The organism is Fusibacter sp. 3D3 (assembly GCF_001748365.1).
Taxonomy (GTDB): Bacteria; Bacillota; Clostridia; order Peptostreptococcales; family Acidaminobacteraceae; genus Fusibacter_A.
Genome location: NZ_BDHH01000008.1, coordinates 168,235 through 189,655, shown reverse-complemented (window position 1 = coordinate 189,655; position 21,421 = coordinate 168,235). Strand labels below are relative to the sequence as shown.

20 protein-coding genes and 1 riboswitch are annotated in these 21,421 nt (G+C 38.6%); all 20 genes read right to left on the bottom strand.

Annotation, left to right across the window (positions count from 1 at the left end):
* Nucleotides 1-2: 2 nt before the first annotated feature.
* The gene (tpiA, locus tag F3D3_RS11255) at nucleotides 3-749 is read right to left on the bottom strand and encodes a triose-phosphate isomerase (RefSeq protein WP_069873964.1); all 747 of its coding nucleotides are present in this window, start codon (nucleotides 747-749) and stop codon (nucleotides 3-5) included.
* Nucleotides 750-759: 10 nt separating this feature from the next.
* Nucleotides 760-1,950 (bottom strand): phosphoglycerate kinase, encoded by a 1,191-nt coding sequence (gene pgk / locus F3D3_RS11250; protein WP_069873962.1) that lies wholly within the window; start codon nucleotides 1,948-1,950, stop codon nucleotides 760-762.
* Nucleotides 1,951-2,029: 79 nt separating this feature from the next.
* Complete coding sequence (gap, locus tag F3D3_RS11245) at nucleotides 2,030-3,088, bottom strand: type I glyceraldehyde-3-phosphate dehydrogenase (RefSeq protein WP_069873960.1); 1,059 nt, start codon at nucleotides 3,086-3,088, stop codon at nucleotides 2,030-2,032.
* A gap of 20 nt (nucleotides 3,089-3,108) precedes the next feature.
* Nucleotides 3,109-4,194, bottom strand: a complete 1,086-nt coding sequence (locus F3D3_RS11240; protein ID WP_084388973.1) for a sugar-binding transcriptional regulator — start codon at nucleotides 4,192-4,194, stop codon at nucleotides 3,109-3,111.
* A gap of 258 nt (nucleotides 4,195-4,452) precedes the next feature.
* Nucleotides 4,453-5,907, bottom strand: a complete 1,455-nt coding sequence (gene rpoN / locus F3D3_RS11235) for an RNA polymerase factor sigma-54 (RefSeq protein WP_242877125.1) — start codon at nucleotides 5,905-5,907, stop codon at nucleotides 4,453-4,455.
* A gap of 214 nt (nucleotides 5,908-6,121) precedes the next feature.
* Nucleotides 6,122-7,051 (bottom strand): ABC transporter permease, encoded by a 930-nt coding sequence (locus F3D3_RS11230; RefSeq protein ID WP_069873957.1) that lies wholly within the window; start codon nucleotides 7,049-7,051, stop codon nucleotides 6,122-6,124.
* On the bottom strand, nucleotides 7,051-8,166 hold the full coding sequence (locus F3D3_RS11225) for an ABC transporter permease (RefSeq protein WP_069873955.1): 1,116 nt from the start codon (nucleotides 8,164-8,166) through the stop codon (nucleotides 7,051-7,053). Before F3D3_RS11225 ends, F3D3_RS11230 begins: the two co-directional genes overlap by 1 nt.
* Before the next feature lie 45 nt (nucleotides 8,167-8,211).
* Nucleotides 8,212-9,735 (bottom strand): ABC transporter ATP-binding protein, encoded by a 1,524-nt coding sequence (locus F3D3_RS11220; RefSeq protein ID WP_069873953.1) that lies wholly within the window; start codon nucleotides 9,733-9,735, stop codon nucleotides 8,212-8,214.
* A 238-nt stretch (nucleotides 9,736-9,973) separates the two neighbouring features.
* Entirely contained in the window at nucleotides 9,974-11,065 is a 1,092-nt protein-coding gene (locus F3D3_RS11215) for a BMP family protein (RefSeq protein ID WP_069873952.1), read from the bottom strand.
* A gap of 344 nt (nucleotides 11,066-11,409) precedes the next feature.
* The gene (locus tag F3D3_RS11210; RefSeq protein ID WP_069873950.1) at nucleotides 11,410-11,727 is read right to left on the bottom strand and encodes a co-chaperone YbbN; all 318 of its coding nucleotides are present in this window, start codon (nucleotides 11,725-11,727) and stop codon (nucleotides 11,410-11,412) included.
* Nucleotides 11,728-11,738: 11 nt separating this feature from the next.
* Complete coding sequence (trxB, locus tag F3D3_RS11205; protein ID WP_069873949.1) at nucleotides 11,739-12,680, bottom strand: thioredoxin-disulfide reductase; 942 nt, start codon at nucleotides 12,678-12,680, stop codon at nucleotides 11,739-11,741.
* 104 nt (nucleotides 12,681-12,784) lie between these two features.
* Nucleotides 12,785-14,437 (bottom strand): Na/Pi cotransporter family protein, encoded by a 1,653-nt coding sequence (locus F3D3_RS11200; RefSeq protein WP_306455950.1) that lies wholly within the window; start codon nucleotides 14,435-14,437, stop codon nucleotides 12,785-12,787.
* A 152-nt stretch (nucleotides 14,438-14,589) separates the two neighbouring features.
* Nucleotides 14,590-15,060, bottom strand: a complete 471-nt coding sequence (trmL, locus tag F3D3_RS11195) for a tRNA (uridine(34)/cytosine(34)/5-carboxymethylaminomethyluridine(34)-2'-O)-methyltransferase TrmL (protein WP_069873947.1) — start codon at nucleotides 15,058-15,060, stop codon at nucleotides 14,590-14,592.
* A gap of 17 nt (nucleotides 15,061-15,077) precedes the next feature.
* The gene (locus F3D3_RS11190; protein ID WP_069873945.1) at nucleotides 15,078-15,542 is read right to left on the bottom strand and encodes a chemotaxis protein CheX; all 465 of its coding nucleotides are present in this window, start codon (nucleotides 15,540-15,542) and stop codon (nucleotides 15,078-15,080) included.
* Nucleotides 15,543-15,785: 243 nt separating this feature from the next.
* A complete protein-coding gene (cobC, locus tag F3D3_RS11185) occupies nucleotides 15,786-16,382 on the bottom strand; it encodes an alpha-ribazole phosphatase (protein WP_069873943.1) in 597 nt (198 codons plus the stop codon).
* 3 nt (nucleotides 16,383-16,385) lie between these two features.
* Nucleotides 16,386-17,111, bottom strand: coding sequence for a DUF2225 domain-containing protein (locus F3D3_RS11180; protein WP_069873942.1), 726 nt, complete (start codon nucleotides 17,109-17,111; stop codon nucleotides 16,386-16,388).
* Nucleotides 17,111-19,198 carry a cell division FtsA domain-containing protein gene (locus F3D3_RS11175; protein WP_069873940.1) on the bottom strand — a complete coding sequence of 696 codons (2,088 nt, stop codon included), beginning with the start codon at nucleotides 19,196-19,198 and terminating at the stop codon, nucleotides 17,111-17,113. Before F3D3_RS11175 ends, F3D3_RS11180 begins: the two co-directional genes overlap by 1 nt.
* Entirely contained in the window at nucleotides 19,195-19,830 is a 636-nt protein-coding gene (nth, locus tag F3D3_RS11170) for an endonuclease III (RefSeq protein ID WP_069874023.1), read from the bottom strand. Before nth ends, F3D3_RS11175 begins: the two co-directional genes overlap by 4 nt.
* Before the next feature lie 127 nt (nucleotides 19,831-19,957).
* Complete coding sequence (locus tag F3D3_RS11165; protein ID WP_175438355.1) at nucleotides 19,958-20,734, bottom strand: folate family ECF transporter S component; 777 nt, start codon at nucleotides 20,732-20,734, stop codon at nucleotides 19,958-19,960.
* A gap of 59 nt (nucleotides 20,735-20,793) precedes the next feature.
* A riboswitch (THF riboswitch) is annotated at nucleotides 20,794-20,887 on the bottom strand.
* 77 nt (nucleotides 20,888-20,964) lie between these two features.
* Nucleotides 20,965-21,315, bottom strand: a complete 351-nt coding sequence (locus tag F3D3_RS11160) for a PilZ domain-containing protein (RefSeq protein WP_069873937.1) — start codon at nucleotides 21,313-21,315, stop codon at nucleotides 20,965-20,967.
* Nucleotides 21,316-21,421: the final 106 nt, after the last annotated feature.

The window sequence follows — 21,421 nt, the reverse complement described above, 5'->3', positions numbered from 1 at the left end:
CCTTAGAAATTCACAAGCTGAACGAAATCAGCCTCTAAAAGGCTAGCGCCGCCAACAAGTGCGCCGTCGATATCCGATTCATTCATAATTTCTTCTACATTGGAAGGTTTAACACTGCCACCGTATTGAATTCTAACTTCTTCAGATACCACATCTGTATATAAGTCTTTAAGGACTTCTCTAATATAAGCAATCACATCATTTGCATCTTGGCTACTCGCAGTTTTGCCAGTTCCAATTGCCCAAATTGGCTCATAAGCAACAACGACTGTAGGGACATCTTTAGCATCAATCCCTTCAAATGCGTTTACAATTTGAGTTTTACACACCGTTTTTGTGTCGCCTGCTTCTCTTTGCTCTAGCGTTTCACCACAACAAACGATAGGTACTAAACCTTTAGCAAGTGCTTTTTTAGTTTTAAGGTTAACGGTTTGATCTGTTTCTCCGTAATATTGTCTTCTTTCAGAGTGGCCGATAATGACGTGTGATACGCCTATTTCAAGTAACATATCAGCAGTGATTTCTCCAGTGAATGCGCCTTTATCTTCAAAGTGCATGTTTTGAGCACCGATCTTAACATTAGTCCCTTTTGCAGTTTCTACCATACTTTGAAGTAACGTATAAGGTGCACACAATAATACTTCTACATCTGTATTTGCCACTTCCGATTTGATCGTCTCTACAAAAGCAATGCCCTCTTTAATGGATTTATGCATTTTCCAGTTGCCTGCGATAATTGGTTTTCTCATGCTTTGCCTCCTATTTTTCGTTAAGTGCATCAATGCCAGGTAATACAAGTCCTTCTAAGAATTCAAGCGATGCACCGCCACCCGTTGAGATGTGTGTCATTTGATCGCCAAAACCTAAGATGTTAACCGCTGCAGCACTATCTCCACCGCCGATAACAGTCGTTGCATCAGAATCCGCTAGTGCTTTTGCAACTGCAATTGTGCCTTTTGCAAAGTTTTCAAATTCAAATACGCCCATAGGACCATTCCAAATTATTGTCTTTGCTTTTGCCACTACCTCTGCATAGTTTTTAGCAGTTTTAGGCCCAATATCAAGACCCATATAATCCGCTGAAATATTTTCATCCGCTGTTACGATTGGTGCTGAATCCTTATTAAACTCAGCTGCTACAATGTGATCTACTGGCAACAATAACTCTACGCCTTTAGCTTTAGCATCATCAAGCATTTTTTTAGCATATTCTACCTTGTCTTCTTCGATTAATGATTTACCCACTTCAAAGCCTTGTGCTTTTAAAAATGTGTATGCCATACCACCACCGATTACAAGTGTGTCTACTTTTGTGAGTAAATTTTCAATCACTTTGATCTTATCAGAAACTTTAGCACCACCAAGAATTGCACAAAATGGTCTTTCAGGGTTATCAACTGCTTCCCCTAAGAATTTAAGTTCTTTTTGGATCAAGTATCCGCAAACAGCTTCATCAACAAATTCAGTTACGCCAACTGTTGATGAATGCGCTCTATGAGCAGTACCAAATGCATCATTTACAAATAGATCCGCTATTGAAGCCAAATCCTTTGAAAATGCTTCACCATTTTTTGTTTCTTCTTTTCGAAAACGCGTATTTTCTAAAAGCATCACTTGACCATTTGTAAGTGCCAATGCTGCTGCTCTTGATTTTTCGCCAACAACTTCTGCTTCTGAATGAAAGACAACAGTTTGACCTAATAATTCTGATAATCTATCCGCAACTGGTTTCAAACTAAATTTCGCTTCAAATTCTTTTGGTTTTCCAAGGTGTGAACAAAGAATGACTTTAGCACCGTTTTTTATTAAGTATTCAATTGTTGGCATAGCACCTAAAATTCTGTTTTCATCTGTGATTTTACCTTCTTGAATCGGTACATTGAAATCACATCTCACCAATACTTTTTTTCCAGTTACATTTACATCTTCAATTGTTTTCTTATTATACATCTACAAACCTCCAATATATACATGAAGTGAACCCTGACTAAGTCAGGGTTCACAGTCAGACATAGTCCGAAATCAATTCTTATTTATTTGCCATGAATTTCATAAGATCAACAACTCTGTTTGAATAACCCCACTCATTATCATACCAAGACACAACTTTGAAGAATCTTTTTTCGCCTGGAAGATTATTTTGAAGCGTTGCTAATGAATCGTAGATAGATGATCTATCATCATGGATAAAGTCAGTAGATACTAATTCTTCGTTAGCATAACCTAAAATATCTTTTAAGTATGTTTCAGAAGCTTTTTTGAGTAATGCATCGATTTCTTCAATAGAAGTATCTCTTGAAGCAGTGAATGTTAAGTCAACTACAGAAACTGTAGGTGTCGGTACACGGAATGACATGCCTGTTAATTTACCTTTTGTAGCTGGTAAAACAACACCAACTGCCTTAGCAGCGCCTGTTGAAGATGGAATAATATTGATTGCAGCAGCTCTTCCGCCTCTCCAGTCTTTCTTAGAAGGACCATCAACAGTTTTTTGAGTTGCAGTATATGAATGGATTGTTGTCATAAGACCCGTTTCAATGCCAATACCTTCTTTTAAAAGAACATGAACTACTGGTGCTAAACAGTTTGTAGTACATGAAGCATTTGATACAATATTATGAAGTGCTGGATCATATTCATTTTCATTAACGCCCATAACGATTGTTTTTACATCGCCTTTACCAGGAGCTGAAATGATAACTTTAGAAGCGCCAGCAGCTAAGTGACCTTTTGCAGCTTCAGCTTCAGTGAACAAACCAGTTGATTCGATTACATATTCTACGCCAAGTGCCTTCCAAGGAAGATCAGCCAAGTTTCTAGTTGCTTGAATACATTTTGTTTCTTTTCCATTAACAACAATAATATCTGCTTCAGCTGATTCAGGATTGCTCTTTTTAGTTGAAATCTCGCTCTTAAATTTACCTTGAACTGAATCATACTTTAATTGATATGCAAAATAATCAGCATCAGTTGCCATATCTACTACAGCTACGACTTCAAACTCTGTACCAATAAGACCTTGCTCTGCCATTGCAGTAAAAACAAGTCTACCAATTCTTCCAAAACCATTAATTGCAATTTTTTTCATTTAACATGTCCTCCTTAAAATTATAAAAGTTCGTTGATTTTCTTAGCTGTCTGTTCATCTGTGACAAGAACTAAGTTTGGATTGAGCTTGCTGATGGCGATTATAGATTCAGCCTTATCTATGCCTCCAGCAACTGCTATTACATTCTTGAGCGCTTTAAATTTATCTAAATCAATACCAATGGTACTGATTTCGTGGACTATTTCACCATCTTTATTGAAGTAATATCCAAATGACTCTGCTACAGCACCTTTTTCAATGATGCCTTCAATTTCATCAGCATCTAGTACTCTGCGTGTCGCCATAACATCTGCACGTCCAATACCGAAGAGCAAAACATCAAGCTTGTCGATATATTCTAAGATGCGTCTAATATTCGGTTCATTTTTTAATTCTTCAATTGTGGCCTTTGACAAGTTATCTTGTGTGTAAAGCATCTGATACTTTGCACCAAGTTTATTGGATAGTATCTCTGCAAGTGTGTTGGCTTGGTATTCATTTTTGTTGCCAAGACCACCCCGAGCAGGGACAACCATGATATCGTTATGGTCAAATTGCGTCCATTCCGCTTTATACCCATTAATTGCTTTTTCTATCGAAGAACCTCCTGTTAATCCAATAATACTTTTAGGATTAATTAAAGTGCTTAGATATCTTGCTGCTTCATAACCGATTTCATTGAGCGATACATGATCATCATGAAGCCCAACGGAACCGACAATCACTTTTTTAATCTTCAACTTCTCTGAAATTTCAACCTCAAGCTCATTAATACCATTGACTTGATAGAATATATCCGTTAATGCAGATAGCACGTCTTCACCTTTTTTGGTTATCCTCATGCCATCGGGATAATAATCTATGAGATGATTGTCTTTTAAGATGTCGCATTCTCTTCTGACGACACGTTCCGTATAGCCCATTGTAGAAGATAAAATTCTTCTGCCGATGGGTTGATTAAACTTCACCGTGTTTAAAAGATTAAATCTAAGGGGAAGAAGTTCATCCATCTCTGGAAAAGCATATTTTAGAACAAATATTAACTTTTCTCTATCTGAATTTTGTGTTTGACCCATTTCATCACCAACCATTGGGATGTTATTCATCCTCTTTAATTTTTTTGCGTCCCAGTCATCATAAAAAAAATATGCGTTTGTAAATTGGCTTCCGCTTTTCGCTTTAAAATTGTTTTTTATACCCGACTTACATGTTAATTATATCATCCTAAAAACAAAAAACAAGGGGTTTTTGAAAAAAAGTGGACTTTTTCCATCCCCGATGGTCTTTTTGCGTCCCAATAGGTGTTTCCGTTAATCAATTAACAGGCCCTAGTATGTCATTATAACGTCTAGGGCCTAGTTGGGTTAAAATCTTTTCCGCTTTGAAGACGGCGGAATATTCAGTTCATCTCGATATTTTGCCACAGTTCTTCTCGATATATCAATCCCTTTTCGATTGAGCTCATCTGTTAAAAACTGGTCACTTAACGGCTTCTTCACATTTTCGCCATCAATCATTTCTTTTATAACAATTTTTACACTTTCAGAAGAGACACCTTCGCCGCCTGCACCTTTAACACCACTTTGAAAAAAGTATTTAATCTCAAAGAGACCGTTTGGACATTGGATGTATTTGCCACTGACCGCTCTACTCACTGTGGATTCATGTACTTCCACCTCTTCTGCAATATCTTTTAGATTTAAAGGTTTCAAATAGAGTAATCCCTTTTCAAAGAATTCATATTGATATTCAATAATCGCCTTGCAGACTTTATAAATGGTATTGCGTCTTTGCTCTATGCTTTTTATGATTCGAAGTGCAGCTTGTAAGTTTTTATTGAGATAATCACTGGTGAGTTCATCTCTATCGACATTTTTAAGCATCGTTTTATAAAAGCCGTTAATTTGCAGCCGTGGATTTGCAGCCTCATTAACTGCGATTACATATTCGCCTTTCACTTTTTCCACATACACATCTGGCACGATGTATCTCACATCTCTCATGGAGGCAAATAATCGACCCGGTTTGGGCTCAAGCGATTTGATGTAATCATATGCAAGCTGAACGCGTTCAACCGTTTCATTGACTTTTTTAGCAATTTGAGCAAATCTTTTCTGCCCTAAATCTTCTATAAAATCTTTGACCAATAGCGCTTCAATGCTATCTTCAAAGCCTTGCTGATACATCTGTATTAACAAGCATTCTTTTAAATCTCTTGCCCCAACACCAGGTGGGTCAAAAGATTGAATTAATCGAATTAAAGTTTCTAATTCTTCCATGGATAATTCGAAAAACGCTGCTGTCTCTTCCATATTTATTTCTAGATAACCATTATCATTGATGCTTTCAATTAAAAAATCACATATAACATAGAAACGCTTTTCTAATTTCGCAAATTGCAATTGCATTAGAAGATAATCCTTTAAGGTCTCTTCATCCGCTACAAAATTGTCATAACTAAACTCTTGATCAAAATCATAGCTGACATTGCCCATCGGTCTAGCATCTTCAAAATAATTGACCATTTCTTCCCAGTCTATTTCTTTTTTGATGCCTTTATCAAGATCGTATTCAAAATCCGTATCTACTTCTATATCATTTTCGGCTTTGATGGGTTGCATTTCGTCTTGATCCGTTGCTGCGTTGGATAATTTCTCTAATATTGGGTTGTTAAGGAGTTCCTCCTCAATGAATTCATTTAGTTCTTGTGCATTATATTGTAGAATTTCAATTGCTTGTTTCAGCTCTGGTGTCATAATTAATTTTTGTGTTTGAACTAAATTTAAATTAAAATTCATCTTCATCTTAATTTCACCCATTCTTTGTTATTTCATTGGAAAAATTGTCAATTTTCGCAAGTTCTACGCTTCACTTTAAAACACTTCTCTATTATAGCAAATTTGCTGCCACTTTTGAACACAAAATGAACAAGTTTAATGCTTACTCAATAAGTATTGACAAAAAAAATGTTCTAAACCCCACCTAGACTCTAAAGTACTGGTGTGATTTAGAACACTTAAATTCCATTAAAATTTATCTGTGACCTTTCTCGTAAGCTGTACCAACCGCTTTTGGCGCAGTTGCTCTGCCAATAAAGCCTGATAGTACAATGATCGTCGCTAGATAAGGCAACATCTGCAGAAATTCTGATGGTATAAAGTCAAAACCAAGTGTAGATGCTTGAATTTGAAGTGCTTCACAGAATCCAAAGAATAAACTTGCAAGCATCGCGCCCACAGGATGCCATTTACCAAAGATCATAGCTGCAAGGGCGATAAAGCCTTTACCAGAGGTCATACCTTCCCTAAATAAGCTAATGGTACCCAGAGACAGAGAAGCGCCTGATAAGCCAGCCATCATGCCAGAAATGCCCACACAGATATATCGGATTCTATAAACATTGATGCCCACTGTATCGGCAGCTTTCGGATGTTCCCCAACAGCTCTGATTCTCAGTCCAAGCGGCGTTTTATAAAGCACATAATAAGAAACCGCCACTGCTACAAATGCCAGATAGACAAACGGCGTCATCCCACCGAACAACTTGCCTATAACAGGAATATTCTCTAAAAAATGAAAAGGATTCGTTGTCAACGCTTTTTTCACAGAATCCGTCTGTCCCGAACGCTTCCAAACAAGTTCTAATAAAAACGCTGTAATACTGACTGCAAACAAGTTAATCGCCGTACCGACCACCACTTGATTGCCTTTTAAATGTATGGCAATTACAGCCAAAATCATCGAAGTCATAATACCAGCAGCCATTGCCGCAAGTACACCAATCCAGGGCATGTTCGTAAACTCAGTCACTAAAATGGCAAAGAACGCGCCCATGATCATCATCCCTTCAAGGGCGATGTTCGTAATGCCAGACCGCTCAGTGAATACACCACCAAGAGCCGAAAAGATTAGAGGCGTTGCAAGTCTCAACGCAGATGCAAGTAAAGCAATAAATATAACCATTATTTTTGCACCTCCTGAGTTTTATTTTTTGAAAACTTCTTTTTGATGTCTGGCAGATACTTGACCACTTGTTCAGCTGCAATAAAGAGTATAATAATCGCTTGGATAATCCCAACAACTTCTTTTGGGATCCCTGCCATTTGCATTTTGCGTTCCCCGTTTGCAAGCACACCAAATAAAAGTGCACTCGCTAAAATGCCTATTGGATGATTTTGACCTACAAGCGCAACTGCAATACCACTGAATCCATATCCAGGCATACCCGCCGCTTGATCCACTTTATAGCTAAGACCTGCAACCGTTACTGCACCTGCAAGACCCGCGATCGCACCTGAAATAACCATTGCAAGCGTGATGTTTTTGGCAATGCTGATGCCGCCGTATTCGGAAGCATATGGATTATGCCCAACCGAACGCACTTCATAACCTAATGTTGTTTTGAAGAGCACAAACCAAATTACAATTGCAGTGATCACCGCTATGAAAAATCCAATGTTTACAGAAGAATAGCCAAATGCTGGCACAATTTTAGAAAGTAGAAGTAACCGACCCTGTTCTGGGAGCATAATTGTACTCGCTTTTTTTTCAGTGCCCAGTAGTACGGATGGATTCAAAATAGTTCGAACGATATAATTTGAAAGATAAAGTGCAGTATAATTCAACATAATTGCGACAATAACTTCATGTACGCCTCTTTTAGCCTTTAGAATACCAGGGATAAATGCCCAAATTGCACCTCCCAAAGTACCTGCAAGCAACAATAAAACAACCAATATGCCACCTGGTAAGTCTCTAAAAATCCATCCAGCGCCCACTGTAAAAATAGCACCCATGATGTATTGACCTTCAATGCCAATATTGAAGAGACCACATCTATAAGCAAATGCAAAGGCTACCCCAGTAAAGATCAAAGGCGTCGTCTTGAGTAAGCTCTCTCCAAAACGGCCAAAATTGCCAAGACTTCCTGAAAACAGTTCGTAATAAGCAACCAATGGACTATGTCCCGTCCATGCGATAAACAGAGCCCCAATGATAAATGAAACTAAAATTGCAAGCAGCGGGAATTTAACGTTATCTATAATTACTTGTAAAAAATTTTTCTCCTTGTTTTGCATTTTGTCACCCCTAATTCGAGTCCGACCACCATAATCAGACTCAATCTATTTATTAACCTTACCACCAGCCATCATAATACCCAGTTCTTTTTCATCAGCGGTAGCACCACTTACAATCCCGACGATTTGACCATCATAGATAACACCGATGCGATCCGCAAGTGCCAAGACTTCATCGAGTTCAAGAGATACCAATAAAACGGCTTTACCCATATCGCGTTGTTCCACTAATTTCTTGTGAATGAATTCAATAGCACCCACGTCAACCCCTCTAGTAGGTTGTGATGCAATAATGAGTTCTGGATGTCTATTCAGTTCTCTAGCCACAATGAATTTCTGCTGATTACCACCCGAAAGCGCCTTTGCCGAAACCCTCTCGTTTGGTGTCCTAACATCGTATTCGGTGATGAGGTTCCTACAGTATTCATGAATATAGTCGTAATTGAGTATGCCATGTTTACTGAAAGGTTCATCTTTATGATTGCCTAGACAGCCATTCTCCGCAAGAGAATGTTCAAGCACTAGACCTCTTTTGTGTCGGTCCTCTGGTATATGCGCCATGCCACTATCAATAATTTTCTTACTAGACATCTTTTGAAGGTCCTTGCCATTGACCGCAAAGGTGCCTTTAATGGATTTTCTTAAGCCTGTGAGCACTTCAACAAGTTCGGTTTGCCCATTACCATCAACACCTGCAATCGCAAATATTTCACCCGCTTTGACTTCAAAAGATATTTCTTTAAGGGCTTTTGAGCCTCTATTATTCATTGCTTCTATGCCATGAACTTCTAAAACAGTCTTGCCTGATTTATGATCTGCTTTATCCACTTTTAAGTTTACTTTACGGCCAACCATAAGTTCTGCAAGTTCATCAATGTTCGTATTTTCTTTTTTAAGGGTTTCAATTACTTTGCCTCTGCGCACGACTGTAACACGATCACTCATCGACATAACCTCTTTGAGTTTGTGCGTAATCAGGATGATCGATTTGCCTTGACCTACTAATTTTTGCAATATCATGCCAAGTTCTTCGATTTCCTGTGGTGTTAAAACTGCTGTTGGTTCATCTAAAATTAAAATTTCAGCCCCTCTATAAAGGGTTTTCAAGATTTCTACTCTCTGCTGCATGCCTACGGTAATGTCTTCAATTTTGGCATTTGGATCAACAGCTAATCCATATAATTCCGATATTTCTTTAACTTTTTTTGAGGCAGTTTCCATATCCAATTGGATATTATGAGGTCCTTTAGAAGTTTCTGCACCCAAAATGATATTTTCAGTAACTGTGAATGGCTCGACCAACATAAAATGCTGATGGACCATCCCAATTCCAAGCTTGATTGCGATGTTAGGGTCTTTGATGTTTGCGAGTTGTCCATTGACAAAAATTTCACCTGATGTCTGCTCATACAAGCCATAAAGAATATTCATCAAAGTGGTTTTACCCGCACCATTTTCACCTAATAATACATGGATTTCTCCCTTTTCGAGTTCAAAATTCACACTGTCGTTTGCAACCACACCAGGAAAGACCTTTGTTATGTTTTTCATTTCGACAACTTTTGCCATCTTAAATTCCCTCCAATGATGTTCATAAAAGCAAGATCAAAGCGTATACTCAGTCCGCTTCGCTACCTTCGTAACCCTTGCACAATCCTATCAGATTGTATTCAGTGGCCGTTTGCACGCCCTCTGAATTAGGGAGATGAACCCCCACTTTAAGACGTGGGGATTCATCTCCCCAAGGGTTATATTAAGAAAGAGTCAGATGTCGGGGACACCTGACTCTTAATCCTTTAATCATCCACTATAATGTTGGTGCCTCAAAAGCATTAAATTCAGCTTCTGTTGAAGGCGCTACAAATGTGCCCGCTTTAATAGCTTCAAGATATTTATCAGCTGCTGCTTTTAAATCATCTGTCAAGTTACCCGCTTTATCACTGTAACCAACGCCGCCACTTTTAGCATCAAATACTAATGTACCACCTTGGAAACTACCATCTACAACAGACTTAGCAACTGAATAAACGCCAACGTCAACGCGTTTGATCATAGAACACAATACACTTTCAGGTGCCATATGAGATTGATCTTGGTCAACGCCAATTGCCCAGAAACCTTCTTCTTTAGCCGCTTCGATTAAACCAGCGCCAACACCGCCAGCAGCATGGAAAATAATATCTGCACCCGCTTGATGTTGAACTAAAGCAATTTCTTTACCTTTTGCAGCATCTTCAAATGAATCTGCATAGTTCACGATAACTTCGCAATCCGGATTTACAGCCTTAACACCAGCTCTAAAACCGTACTCGAATTTTTCGATTAATGGGAATTTCATACCGCCGATAAAACCAACTTTATTGGTTTCAGTTTTAAGACCAGCAATAACGCCCACTAAGAAAGAACCTTCGTTCTCAGCAAAAACGATTTCTGCAACATTTGATTTGCCTAAACCTTGTGAATCCACAATCGCAAATTTTTGTTCTGGAAACTTATCTGCTGCTGCTTTCATGGATTCATCAAATAGGAAACCCACACCAAAGATAAGGTCTGTTTGCTCTTCAGCAAATGAAACTAAGTTTGGTGAATAGTCATCTGCACTTTGAGATTCAAGAACTTGTCTTGTAATACCAAATTCTTTCTCAGCATTTTCAAGACCTAACCAAGCAGAGTCGTTGAACGATTGATCGCCAAGTCCACCTGTATCTGTGATCATACCCATTACCATATCGCTTTTTGGTGCTTCTGCAGCTGGTTCTGCTGCTGGTTCTGCAGCTGGTGTTGCTTCTGCTGCTGGTTCTGCAGCTGGTTCTGTTGCCGCCGGTTTAGATGCACATCCTGCTAACATCATACCCACAAGCATAACGACCATTATTAATGCAATAGCTCTTTTACTCATTTAATAAATCCTCCTCTTATCAATATAGAATTTTGCCCGAATTATACTAATTCTACACAAAGTGAAAAACTCCTCTTTTTATTCAATTTTTTTAGAAAAAAATTAAGAATTTTTACGACACTAATCCCCCTTAGATTCGATTATTAGGTATGTAATTATGCTGAATTAACATAATCCTTAAACCTTACCTAATCATTATATCCAATTTACCATTCAATAATCATTATATTATTTTAATAAACTAATTCTATAAAAGTGATCATTGTTTGAATTATTTCACAATTACTTTGTATGTTTTTAATAAACTTATAAAATAAAGTGTTCATTATGATTTATTGGGTATTCTACAAGTGTTTTAAGATATTTTCTACAATCACTTGACGGTTGGCAGCCTCTTTTGTGCATTCAGCAATTCTTTGGCCATCTTTATAAAAAACAACTGTTGGAATTCCAAGTACGCGCTGGCTGATTGCTAATTTTCTCTCAGCAGTTGTATTCAGTTTTCCAAAGTGTGCTTTTCCGTTGAATTCGCTCGCAATCGCTTCAAATTCTGGCATCAATGCCTTGCAAGGTTCACAGCCATCACCGAAAAAATCTACGATTACAAGACCATTTTTACTGATGACTTCCTCTTGAAAATTTTCTTTACTAAGTTCTATCATTTTTTTGCCTCCTACTCACCAAAGTGTTCATCTACATATTTTTCGGCTTGAACTGCTGCGATAGCACCATCTGCAGTAGCCGTTACAACTTGTCTTAAAGACTTAACGCGTATATCTCCTGCGGCAAAAACGCCCGGTATATTCGTCCTCATATTTTCATCTGTCTGAATATAACCCATAGCATCGAGGTGTACTAGGTTATTAACAAGATGTGTCTCTGGCAGATATCCCGCAAAAATAAATAGGCCTAGAATGCCATCATTTTCGTCTGCCATAATCGTCTTGACTTCACCTGTTTTAAAGTTTTCAAGTACAAAGCCTTGGACGAGACCATCTCCTAAAATTTCTTTAATCCCTGAGTCATAGATAAAATCCATTTTGGGATTCTTCATAGCTTTCTCTACGATGGATTTTGCAGCTCTAAAAGTGTCTCTTCTATGAATAACCGTCACTTTTCTTGCAAATTTCGTGATGAATAGCCCTTCTTCGAGTGCAGTATCGCCACCGCCGATGACGTACACTTCAAGACCTGTGAAAAAATCGGCATCACAAGTTGCACAATAAGATACGCCTTTTCCCGTAAGTGCAATTTCGTTAGGAACGCCCAGTTTTCTAGGTACAGCACCCATTGCCAAAATCACTGATTTTGCTTCATATAATCCTTTATCTGTATGCACTTTTTTAATATCATTTTGGAGTTCTAATTTTTCAACTGTTGCCTTTAATCTTTCAGCACCGAATGCGTCACATTGCTCTACCATCCTAGCCACTAGCGCAGGCCCAGTCACGTCTTTAATTGAACCTGGATAGTTTGCAACGTCATCAGTCCCTGTGATTTGACCTCCGTTTTTATCTTTTTCAATGATCAAGGTCTTCATTTTAGCTCTTGCTGCATAAAGTCCAGATGATAGACCTGCTGGACCCGCACCAATGATGATTACATCATATACCATTTTATTTCCTCCTCAAGAGAACAAATCTCCTCTTTTACTATACACCAAAAGAAAAAAGCATGGCAAGCAATTTGGCATGCTTTTTTTAATTTATAACGATTAAGTTAATTTCTAATATCCATTACCGCCAATGCGATGTTGGATGAATGATCTGAAATACGTTCTAAGTTAGAGATTATATCGAGAAATATAATCCCCGCATTGGTCTCGCATCTGCCTTCGTTTAAGCGTCTAATATGTGTTTTTCGAAGCGTTTTCTCCATGAGGTCAATTTCACCTTCAAGTTCAATAACTTCCTGTGCTTCTTTAAAATCCGTATCCTTCATGGCACTGAGCGAAAGTTCAAAACCACTTCGCACTTTACACACCATTTCTTCGAGTTCCAAAACTGCTTTATCAGAAAACTCAATATTATTCTCAATTTTAAAAAGGGCAAGTTCTGCAAGATTATCTGCATGGTCTCCTACGCGTTCGATATCATTAACCGTACTGAATAAACCATCTAAAAGCTTACGGTCATCATCTCCTATTGCAGTATTGGATAATTTCACTAAATAATTGCTGATCTCTCTTTCAAGCGCATTGATTGTTTTTTCTATCCTAAAAGTCTTATCGACTAACTTTTGACTATTGGCTTGAACGGCTTCAGCGGCACTGTCAAATGAAAGCATCGCAAGGTTTCCCATGTGAAGCACTTCCTTGATCACTTGACCAAGTGCAATTGAAGGGGTTTCCAAAATACGGTCATCCAGATATTTGACGCCCATCACCACGAAATCCCGCTCTTCCTGACTCTCTGGAATAAGCTTTTCGACGGCTTTGACAATTAAGCCTGCAAAAGGTAGCAATAGCAATGTATTCATTATATTAAAAAAGGTATGTGCATTGGCAAGTTGTCTTGCAGCATCCGTACTGATCGATTTCACAAGAGACACTGTAATATGGCTAAAGAAAATGATAAAAATTATCGTGCCGACCACATTAAAGAGCAGATGCATCACTGCGGCTCTCTTGGCTGTTCTATTAGCGCTTATTGATGAAATTAAAGCGGTTACGCACGTCCCTACGTTGGTTCCAAGCAAAACTGGAAAAGCCGCTTCAATCGGTAATACCCCCGTCCCTGCTAGTGCCACAAGAATCCCCGTAGTTGCACTTGAACTCTGAACGATGGCAGTAATCAAGAATCCCGCAAAGAAGCCCTTGATGGTTCCCCATAGGCCACCAGTCCCAAAGCTAACAATCATATCATTAAACCCTTGATATGTTTTAAGAGGTGCCATCGCCTCTTTCATGAGGTCCATACCCAAGAATAAAATACCAAAGCCGAGCACAATTTCGCCAAGTACAATGGATTTATTATTTTTAGAAAAAAGCTTAACACCTGTACCTATGGCAATCGCAATGGGTGCTAAAGCGGTCAACTCTATAGAAACTAACTGTGCTGTGATCGTCGTCCCTATATTCGCGCCCATAATCAAGCCAATCGCCTGTGTGAGATTCATAATGCCTGCATTGACAAAGCCAACTACCATCACCGTCGTCGCAGAAGAACTCTGAACAATCACAGTGACTAAAGCCCCAGCAAAAACACCCACTACAATATTACCAGAAATCTTCTCTATAATTTTTTCAAGCTTATTACCAGCTGACTTCTCTAACCCCTCACTCATTATGGTCATTCCATAAAGGAAAAGCCCTAGTCCACCCAGCAAAGGAAATAGGATCTCCATAATTTCCTTTGAAGATATCGCATCCATACAAATCTCCCTTCAATCTCATTGTATTCATAAAAAAAACACTACGATTTATGATTTCCCAACCATTTTGTAGTGATTTTATGAGCCAAATTCCTGAACACCTATTAGCCCAATAGGTGATATGATCCTCAGAAATTTGGCCTCCTGCTCAATTATTTGAGATCAAAAAAAGCATTTTGTCTCAAAGCTTCATATAAAATAATCGCCACTGAATTCGACAGATTCAGACTTCTCAAATGTTCATGTTGCCTCATGGGTATTTTAAACCGCGTATCACTATAGCGTTCATGAATATAAGCCGGTAGCCCTGCCGTCTCCTTTCCGAAGACGATGAAACAGTTGTCTTCAAACTTGAATTCATCATAATAACAATTTGCCTTAGTCGTTGCGAAATAAAGCTTTTCATGACCATACTTTTCAAAGAAAGCATGGTCGTCTTCGTGCACTTCTAAGTCCAAAAATTCCCAATAGTCAAGACCCGCACGTTTTACATGCTTATCATCGATAGAAAAGCCAAGCGGCTTAATCAAATGTAATTTCGCACCAGTAATAGCACATGTTCTAGCGATATTGCCTGTATTAGGTGGGATTTCGGGTTGATATAATACAATATTGATCGCCATAATTTCTATAATTTCTCCTAGCCCTTTTTTATGCCAATATCAAATTCCACTTCTCCAACAGAAGAGACGAGGGGTACAAGAATTGTCTCCATGCCAGCAGCTGAAATTTCAATCGAATTGCCTCTTACCAACGTTGGTGGCGTGATATCGATCTGAACACCTTGGTTAAACAATAATGTTGCAGAGTTCCCCATGATCATATTGCCAAGTTCAGAGAGCGCACTTTTCGCCATTTCATCAATCTCAGGTACAGGCATGCCCATCATCATTCCTGAAGCAATCGTCTTAGCCATTTCCTCTGAAAGACTAAATACAGCTTGTCCTTTAATTTCTCCAGTTATTCCGAGCATAATAACAATCTCTTTCGTCGGAAAAGGATTTGTCCTTATTGTCGGTTTTCCCACAGAAAATTTCTCAGTGACAAAATTATTCAAAACTTCTGTCGATGCTTTGACAAATGCATTAATATATTCTACGTTCACACTACCGCCTCCAATCTAGAGTCCCCATACTCTTTTAATATATATAATATACCATACTTCTTTATAAATAATTCACTTTTTATGATTTTTATAGCACATATACAAACCAAATTCTCAATATATGAATTGGGGCCCAATATATTGAAAACAGATCAAAGTAAATCTACAAAAAACTTACTACTAACACGATAATACCCAATACACGCCTCTGATACGCAAACAATTTTACAGTCAGTAAAATCTCTATTTATTTATGGCATAGATCACAGGCATGCCCATAACGTATTGAATTTGGTTCACACCACAATTCTCGATATGGAATCGCCAGTAACCTTCTAGCGCATCATAGCACAGATAGCTGAGCAGAGCTTGAATAACACCGCCATGTGCGACAAAGAGCAAGTTTATAGGGTCGTCACAATTGTAATCACTTAGGACTGACTTAAAGAAGTGCGTTGTTCTTTGGTACATCTCCGCTGTGCTTTCACCGCCGGGTACTTTAAAATGTTTATAGTCATCAAACCATTGCTTTAAAAGATCTGGATTGCGTTCTTTAATATCATTAAATTTTAACCCTTCCCAGTTCCCAAAGTTCATCTCCCTGAGATTTTCTGTGACAATAGGCGTCACATTACGGTTTCTAGCGATGGCTGCGCAGGTATTTTGAGCTCTTTGAAGATCTGACACAAAGATTTTCTCAAATGGGATATCTTTGAGTTTTTCAGCCACGACCTCAGCTTGTATTTTACCCTTTTCATTGAGCTCAACATCCCAAAAACCAGCAAATTGACTGTTTTCGTTGGCATAAGTCTCACCGTGTCTAATTAGATAAATGTTCATACATTATGCTCCCTGACTGTTATTCTTCATTTTTTCTATCTTATAAGCCTCTGTACAGAGTGTCCATTGATCCTTCGCATAGCTTTTAATCATCCTGTTTTTATAAGCAAATTCATGATTAACCGTATTGCTAAACCACTTTATTGCTTCTTGATAATTGCCCATACGCCTATTGAGCTCTCCTAAAAGATAGATGATTTCAAGTTCTTTTTCGTCGTTTTCATCTCTTTTTTCAGTTTCATATCCTTGAACAAACGCCTCAAGTGCCCATTTTAAATACTTAAGCTCTTCCGCATTACTTTCCAGTTCTCTATAAAACCAAGCTAATCTCAAATAGAGCTTACCCAAGGTGTAGGCACTTGCCTTTAACACTTTATAATTAGCCAGCGCAATCAAGTGTACTCGAATCGCCGTGTTGGTGTCACGCTGATCACAATAATTTTGATACCGCCAATTAGAAGAGATCAATTGTTTTACCAATCCCATATCTGTGCCTGATATTTGTGCCTTGAAGTCCTTCTCAAATTTAGAATAACCGCAATTAGGACAACAGATCACGCCATAGTAAATGGGACTCTCACTGCTGTAATACGTATGAAAGTCACGTTCTCTCAATTTAATTCTCAATGCAGATGTCTTAACCTGCTTTGAGACAAATGCATTTCCGCATATGTTACAAGTATATTGCCTGTCAAATAAATCACTCAATGCACAAAATCCTTTCTTCATTAACGCCAGTTGATATCTATCATATCGCCGTGCTTTAAAATATCCGTGTAGCGTGCGCGTTCCCCATTCAGTTTGAGGACAAGAATGCCCTTGGCACGCGTAATGTCAAAGTCAATATGATCGAATATATCAACAAAAACCGTTTCTTTATTTTTTTGTGGAATCCAAACCAACTCACCATTGACAGTCACTTGGATTGGTCCCGCTGCTGACACGCTCTTTCGCTCTAAAATGAGATCCGCTTGTGTAAGGACTTCTTGGCCTTCAACAAATGCATGTTCAAAGCCATCTGAAGACTCTACAATGTCCGCTTCAATTTCGTAGTCAAACTGCTCGACTATTTTAAAATCAATTTGATCGCCACTTTGTAAGCTGTACTCAAGACTAAGATTTTGATCTCCTTTAAAAAAAGCCACCCTTCTGATGTCGAGTTCAGTTTGCTTTGCTAGCGCCTTTATCGTATCGATGCCAGTGGTTTCAATGACATCTCCTTCACATAATACGTACTCTCCAGTTCTATAACTGCCATTGACACTTACGGCATCCACGATTTTTATGGATTCACCGTTTAAAGTGATGCTCATATCAAAATTGATGACTTCCTCTAACGTCACAACGCGCACAGTCCCTTTTGCCACAGGAATGACGTTAATTTGATCCTTATGATTAATTTTAGAATCCAGACTGGATAAAACCCCGTTGATATAAATCTGAGCGGGTTCGCCGTATTCGCCTTTAATCACCTTAGGCATGCCGTCAACACTTACTGTAAGCGAAGGTCCACGTTCAGCAATAAGACTTCTGGCATTAAAGCCAGCGAGAATAAGCGCATCTGAAACTTGAAGTTGTTTAGAATTAAAGAGTCTAAGGGCACTGTCGTTCACATTCACTTGAATAAAATCGTGCTCCCTCTCCTCAAAAGCTGTAATACCAATCCCTATAGGCGTTATAAATTCAGGCCCAATAAGAGGTTCTTTTTCAAATTTCACTTTTTCAAGTGCATCACAAGTTTTAATCACAACACGCTCTTTTGGCAATCCGAGCGCTTGAGATAGGGATTCTGTAAACCCCGGTATCTGAGAACCCCCGCCGATACAGAAGACGGCACTTGGAGGCTTTTTGTTGAGCTGAATGATGTTCTCTGCAATCTCTTTCGTGATATGGTCAACGGTCTCATTCAAATGCGCCATAATCTCATCCGTATTCTTTTCATGTGACATGCCCAGTACATCTGTAAAAGCGTTTCGGTCATTTGTAGCCAATCTTATTTTTAAGGCCTCTGCTTTGTTGAAATCCAGCAGATAAGTCTGAGCAAGTTTTTCTGTGATTTCATCTCCTGCGAGCGATACCATCCCATAAGAAGTCACTGTACCCTCTTTTGAAATGGCGATATCCGATGTCCCCGCACCAACATCTACAAGTGCAAGGTTTAAAAGTCTCAAATTCGTTGGAATTGCAACATTTATAGCTGCAATCGGTTCAAGTGTCAAATTCATCACTTCAAGACCCGCTTTGTGAATCACTGAATAAAGACTGTCTACGACAATATGTGGCAAAAACGTGGCAATAATTTCCACTCTAATGTTGGCCCCACGATGTCCGATTGGATTTAGAATCAGACTTTGATCCAGATAGTAATTAATGACGCTATAGCCCACACAATAATAATTAGATTGAACTTGATGCTCATTCACCAATATCTTTTGTGCTTGCTGAATGGCTTCCATCTCGATGCTGTCCGTAAGTGTTTTTTTGATTTCTTTCGTAAAATCCAGTTCTCTTTCTACACTGGCACGTTCAGTCTTAAGCGCTCTACCCGCTGCGGCTATAGCAGCACGTTCGAGCTTAAATCCATTTCTCTGTTCTAACTGATCGGTCACATGCCTCACAACTTCAGTCACCTTAGCGATATCGTGAATCTGTCCATCAAACATGGCCCTATCAGGATGCGCCATGATTTCATAATCCACAACGACATAATCATTGCCTTCTTTTTTGGCAATGGTTCCTACCACGCTACGTGTACCAATATCCAGTGCATAGAGTAGATTTTTAGGCACTTCATTGAGTTTTACTGGGTTTATCATAGGACTCTCCTTTTATAGTAAACACAACAGGACGTTAACGGGCATTCTTCACAAAGTGGCTTTCTGGCTTTGCAGACCCGTCTGCCATGAAATATAAGCAAATGATGTGCTTTGGTCCAAAGTGCTCGATCTATTTTTTTCATCAACTGAATTTCGGTATCCTCCACGGTTTTAGCCGACACAATCCCAATCCGATTCGACACTCTATAAACATGCGTATCTACTGCAATCGCTGGAATACCAAACGCATTACTCACCACGACATTGGCCGTTTTCCTGCCGACACCTGGCAACGTCATTAAAAGCGCTATAGTCTCTGGTACATGCCCCTCATAATCTCTGGAGATGATTTCAGAGGTCAAAAGTATATTTTTGGATTTATTTTTATATAAGCCACAAGGCTTGATGATACGCTCAATTTCTTCGATTCCAAGTTGACACATGAGCGCTGGCGTATTTGCTTTTTCAAACAGAACTTGAGTCACCAAGTTGACGCGTATATCTGTACACTGTGCCGAGAGAATAACCGCAATTAAAAGCTCGTAAGGTGATGTAAAATCTAGTTCTGGTCGCGCATCTGGATAAAGCGCTAAGAGTTGTTCAATGATTTCCATAGTTTGTTTTTTAGTCAATTTTATACCAACCTTATCTATGACTTTCGTCCCTGTTTCCGTCAAAAATATTATATCACAGTTGGCGTCAAATATTCATAAAAAAAGCCACACTTTTGTGTGGCTTAATATCTTCATGATTGCATGTTTAGGATCTCGTAGTATGCTCTGTTATATCCATAAATCGAGATAGCGTATATAAGATAAACGTATAAATCGGTATCGTCGGAATCGCTGCAACGATTCTTCCAGGAAGAAAGATCATAAAACCCTTGCCAAACATAATCGAAAGCCAATAGGTGTTCATTAGGAGAGAGATCAACACATACGTAAGTGTCACTGTAAAAGTCAATTTATCAAGACCTATTCTTTCTGTTTTGCCCTTCATATACTTAGAGATACCAAAGGGCATAATGCCAAATAATAAAGCCACCGCAATAACGCTGACAATCAAATAGATCGCAGAAGTATCGTTAAAAACCAAACGCCCTCCCGTTATACCGATCACTTCACTACTAAACATCACCCAAATCATACCCACTGCAAAACCCATAATCATTATGACATTCACAAAGTTGTAATTAAACCTTTGTTTTTGAATCTTCAAAGTTTTAAAAAGTAGCCCCGGGATAATTCCAAAAAGTGCAGAACTTAACGTAAACCCTGGAAAATAGGCGCCTTGCGGATTCATCATGTAGCCGAGTAGATCTGAAATAAAGCCTGTGATACCCCCCATTAAAGGTCCAAATAACATCCCAGATAGCATAATTGGAACGCTTCCGAAACCCACACGAAGTGCTGGCAAACCGCCAAGTGGCACCATAAGTGAAAATACTCTTGTTAAAACAATACTGATTGCCGCCAATAAGGCAGCCTTAACTAGGCTTGATGTAGACATCAAGCGCTTTTTTCTGACTTGCATCATTTTTTTATCCCCTTTCATAGTAATCCTACTATTACATTACTTAAAGGAGATCATAATGCAACAGCGGATGCAGTAAAATATCGCAGAAAAAATTCTTTCGTTTAAGGACAACTTCCCATTCCTTAACACTTAACGCATTTTACTTACTCTGTCACCGTAGTATGATTATTTTTACATGATTTTCACATCATTGCAAGTTAAATTTTAGTAATTGATAGGCTTGTTTTGGGTTAATTGATATACTTGATATCTTCGTCTTCATCTATTGTCATTAAAAAGTTGATGAGTAGCTCTGGCATATAAATTAATTTCAGACCACAATCATAGAAGTTCCCACTTATTCGGCACCATACCACTTTCCCGATAACCACATGGTTCTCTTCATTAAATTGAATGTCTATACTCAAGGTGGTATCATTTTCGAAAAAGCAATTCGATTTAATTCCAAGTCCCCCTAATGAAATATCCTTTAGTGAAATTTCAACAGGGCTATTAATTTCCACAAGTCTATTATTGGTATGAAAATTAAAAGATTCTATTATCCCAAAATTGCTAAGTCGTCGCTCGTGGCGTCTATCCATTATCTTCACTCCCTTGTCTTGACGAGAACATTTGTCGATACTTTATACCTACTTTTATTATACCTTCTATCCTATAAAAAAAACAGTCCCACAAAGGGAACTGTTT

Excerpts from the sequence above, each read along its gene's own strand:
- tpiA (WP_069873964.1), bottom strand. The coding sequence starts at position 749 with ATGAGAAAACCAATTATCGCAGGCAACTGGAAAATGCATAAATCCATT.
- pgk (WP_069873962.1), bottom strand. The coding sequence starts at position 1,950 with ATGTATAATAAGAAAACAATTGAAGATGTAAATGTAACTGGAAAAAAA.
- gap (WP_069873960.1), bottom strand. The coding sequence starts at position 3,088 with ATGAAAAAAATTGCAATTAATGGTTTTGGAAGAATTGGTAGACTTGTT.
- F3D3_RS11240 (WP_084388973.1), bottom strand. The coding sequence starts at position 4,194 with ATGAATAACATCCCAATGGTTGGTGATGAAATGGGTCAAACACAAAAT.
- rpoN (WP_242877125.1), bottom strand. The coding sequence starts at position 5,907 with ATGGGTGAAATTAAGATGAAGATGAATTTTAATTTAAATTTAGTTCAA.
- F3D3_RS11230 (WP_069873957.1), bottom strand. The coding sequence starts at position 7,051 with ATGGTTATATTTATTGCTTTACTTGCATCTGCGTTGAGACTTGCAACG.
- F3D3_RS11225 (WP_069873955.1), bottom strand. The coding sequence starts at position 8,166 with ATGCAAAACAAGGAGAAAAATTTTTTACAAGTAATTATAGATAACGTT.
- F3D3_RS11220 (WP_069873953.1), bottom strand. The coding sequence starts at position 9,735 with ATGGCAAAAGTTGTCGAAATGAAAAACATAACAAAGGTCTTTCCTGGT.
- F3D3_RS11215 (WP_069873952.1), bottom strand. The coding sequence starts at position 11,065 with ATGAGTAAAAGAGCTATTGCATTAATAATGGTCGTTATGCTTGTGGGT.
- F3D3_RS11210 (WP_069873950.1), bottom strand. The coding sequence starts at position 11,727 with ATGATAGAACTTAGTAAAGAAAATTTTCAAGAGGAAGTCATCAGTAAA.
- trxB (WP_069873949.1), bottom strand. The coding sequence starts at position 12,680 with ATGGTATATGATGTAATCATCATTGGTGCGGGTCCAGCAGGTCTATCA.
- F3D3_RS11200 (WP_306455950.1), bottom strand. The coding sequence starts at position 14,437 with ATGGATGCGATATCTTCAAAGGAAATTATGGAGATCCTATTTCCTTTG.
- trmL (WP_069873947.1), bottom strand. The coding sequence starts at position 15,060 with ATGGCGATCAATATTGTATTATATCAACCCGAAATCCCACCTAATACA.
- cobC (WP_069873943.1), bottom strand. The coding sequence starts at position 16,382 with ATGAACATTTATCTAATTAGACACGGTGAGACTTATGCCAACGAAAAC.
- F3D3_RS11180 (WP_069873942.1), bottom strand. The coding sequence starts at position 17,111 with ATGAAGAAAGGATTTTGTGCATTGAGTGATTTATTTGACAGGCAATAT.
- F3D3_RS11175 (WP_069873940.1), bottom strand. The coding sequence starts at position 19,198 with ATGATAAACCCAGTAAAACTCAATGAAGTGCCTAAAAATCTACTCTAT.
- F3D3_RS11165 (WP_175438355.1), bottom strand. The coding sequence starts at position 20,734 with ATGATGCAAGTCAGAAAAAAGCGCTTGATGTCTACATCAAGCCTAGTT.
- F3D3_RS11160 (WP_069873937.1), bottom strand. The coding sequence starts at position 21,315 with ATGGATAGACGCCACGAGCGACGACTTAGCAATTTTGGGATAATAGAA.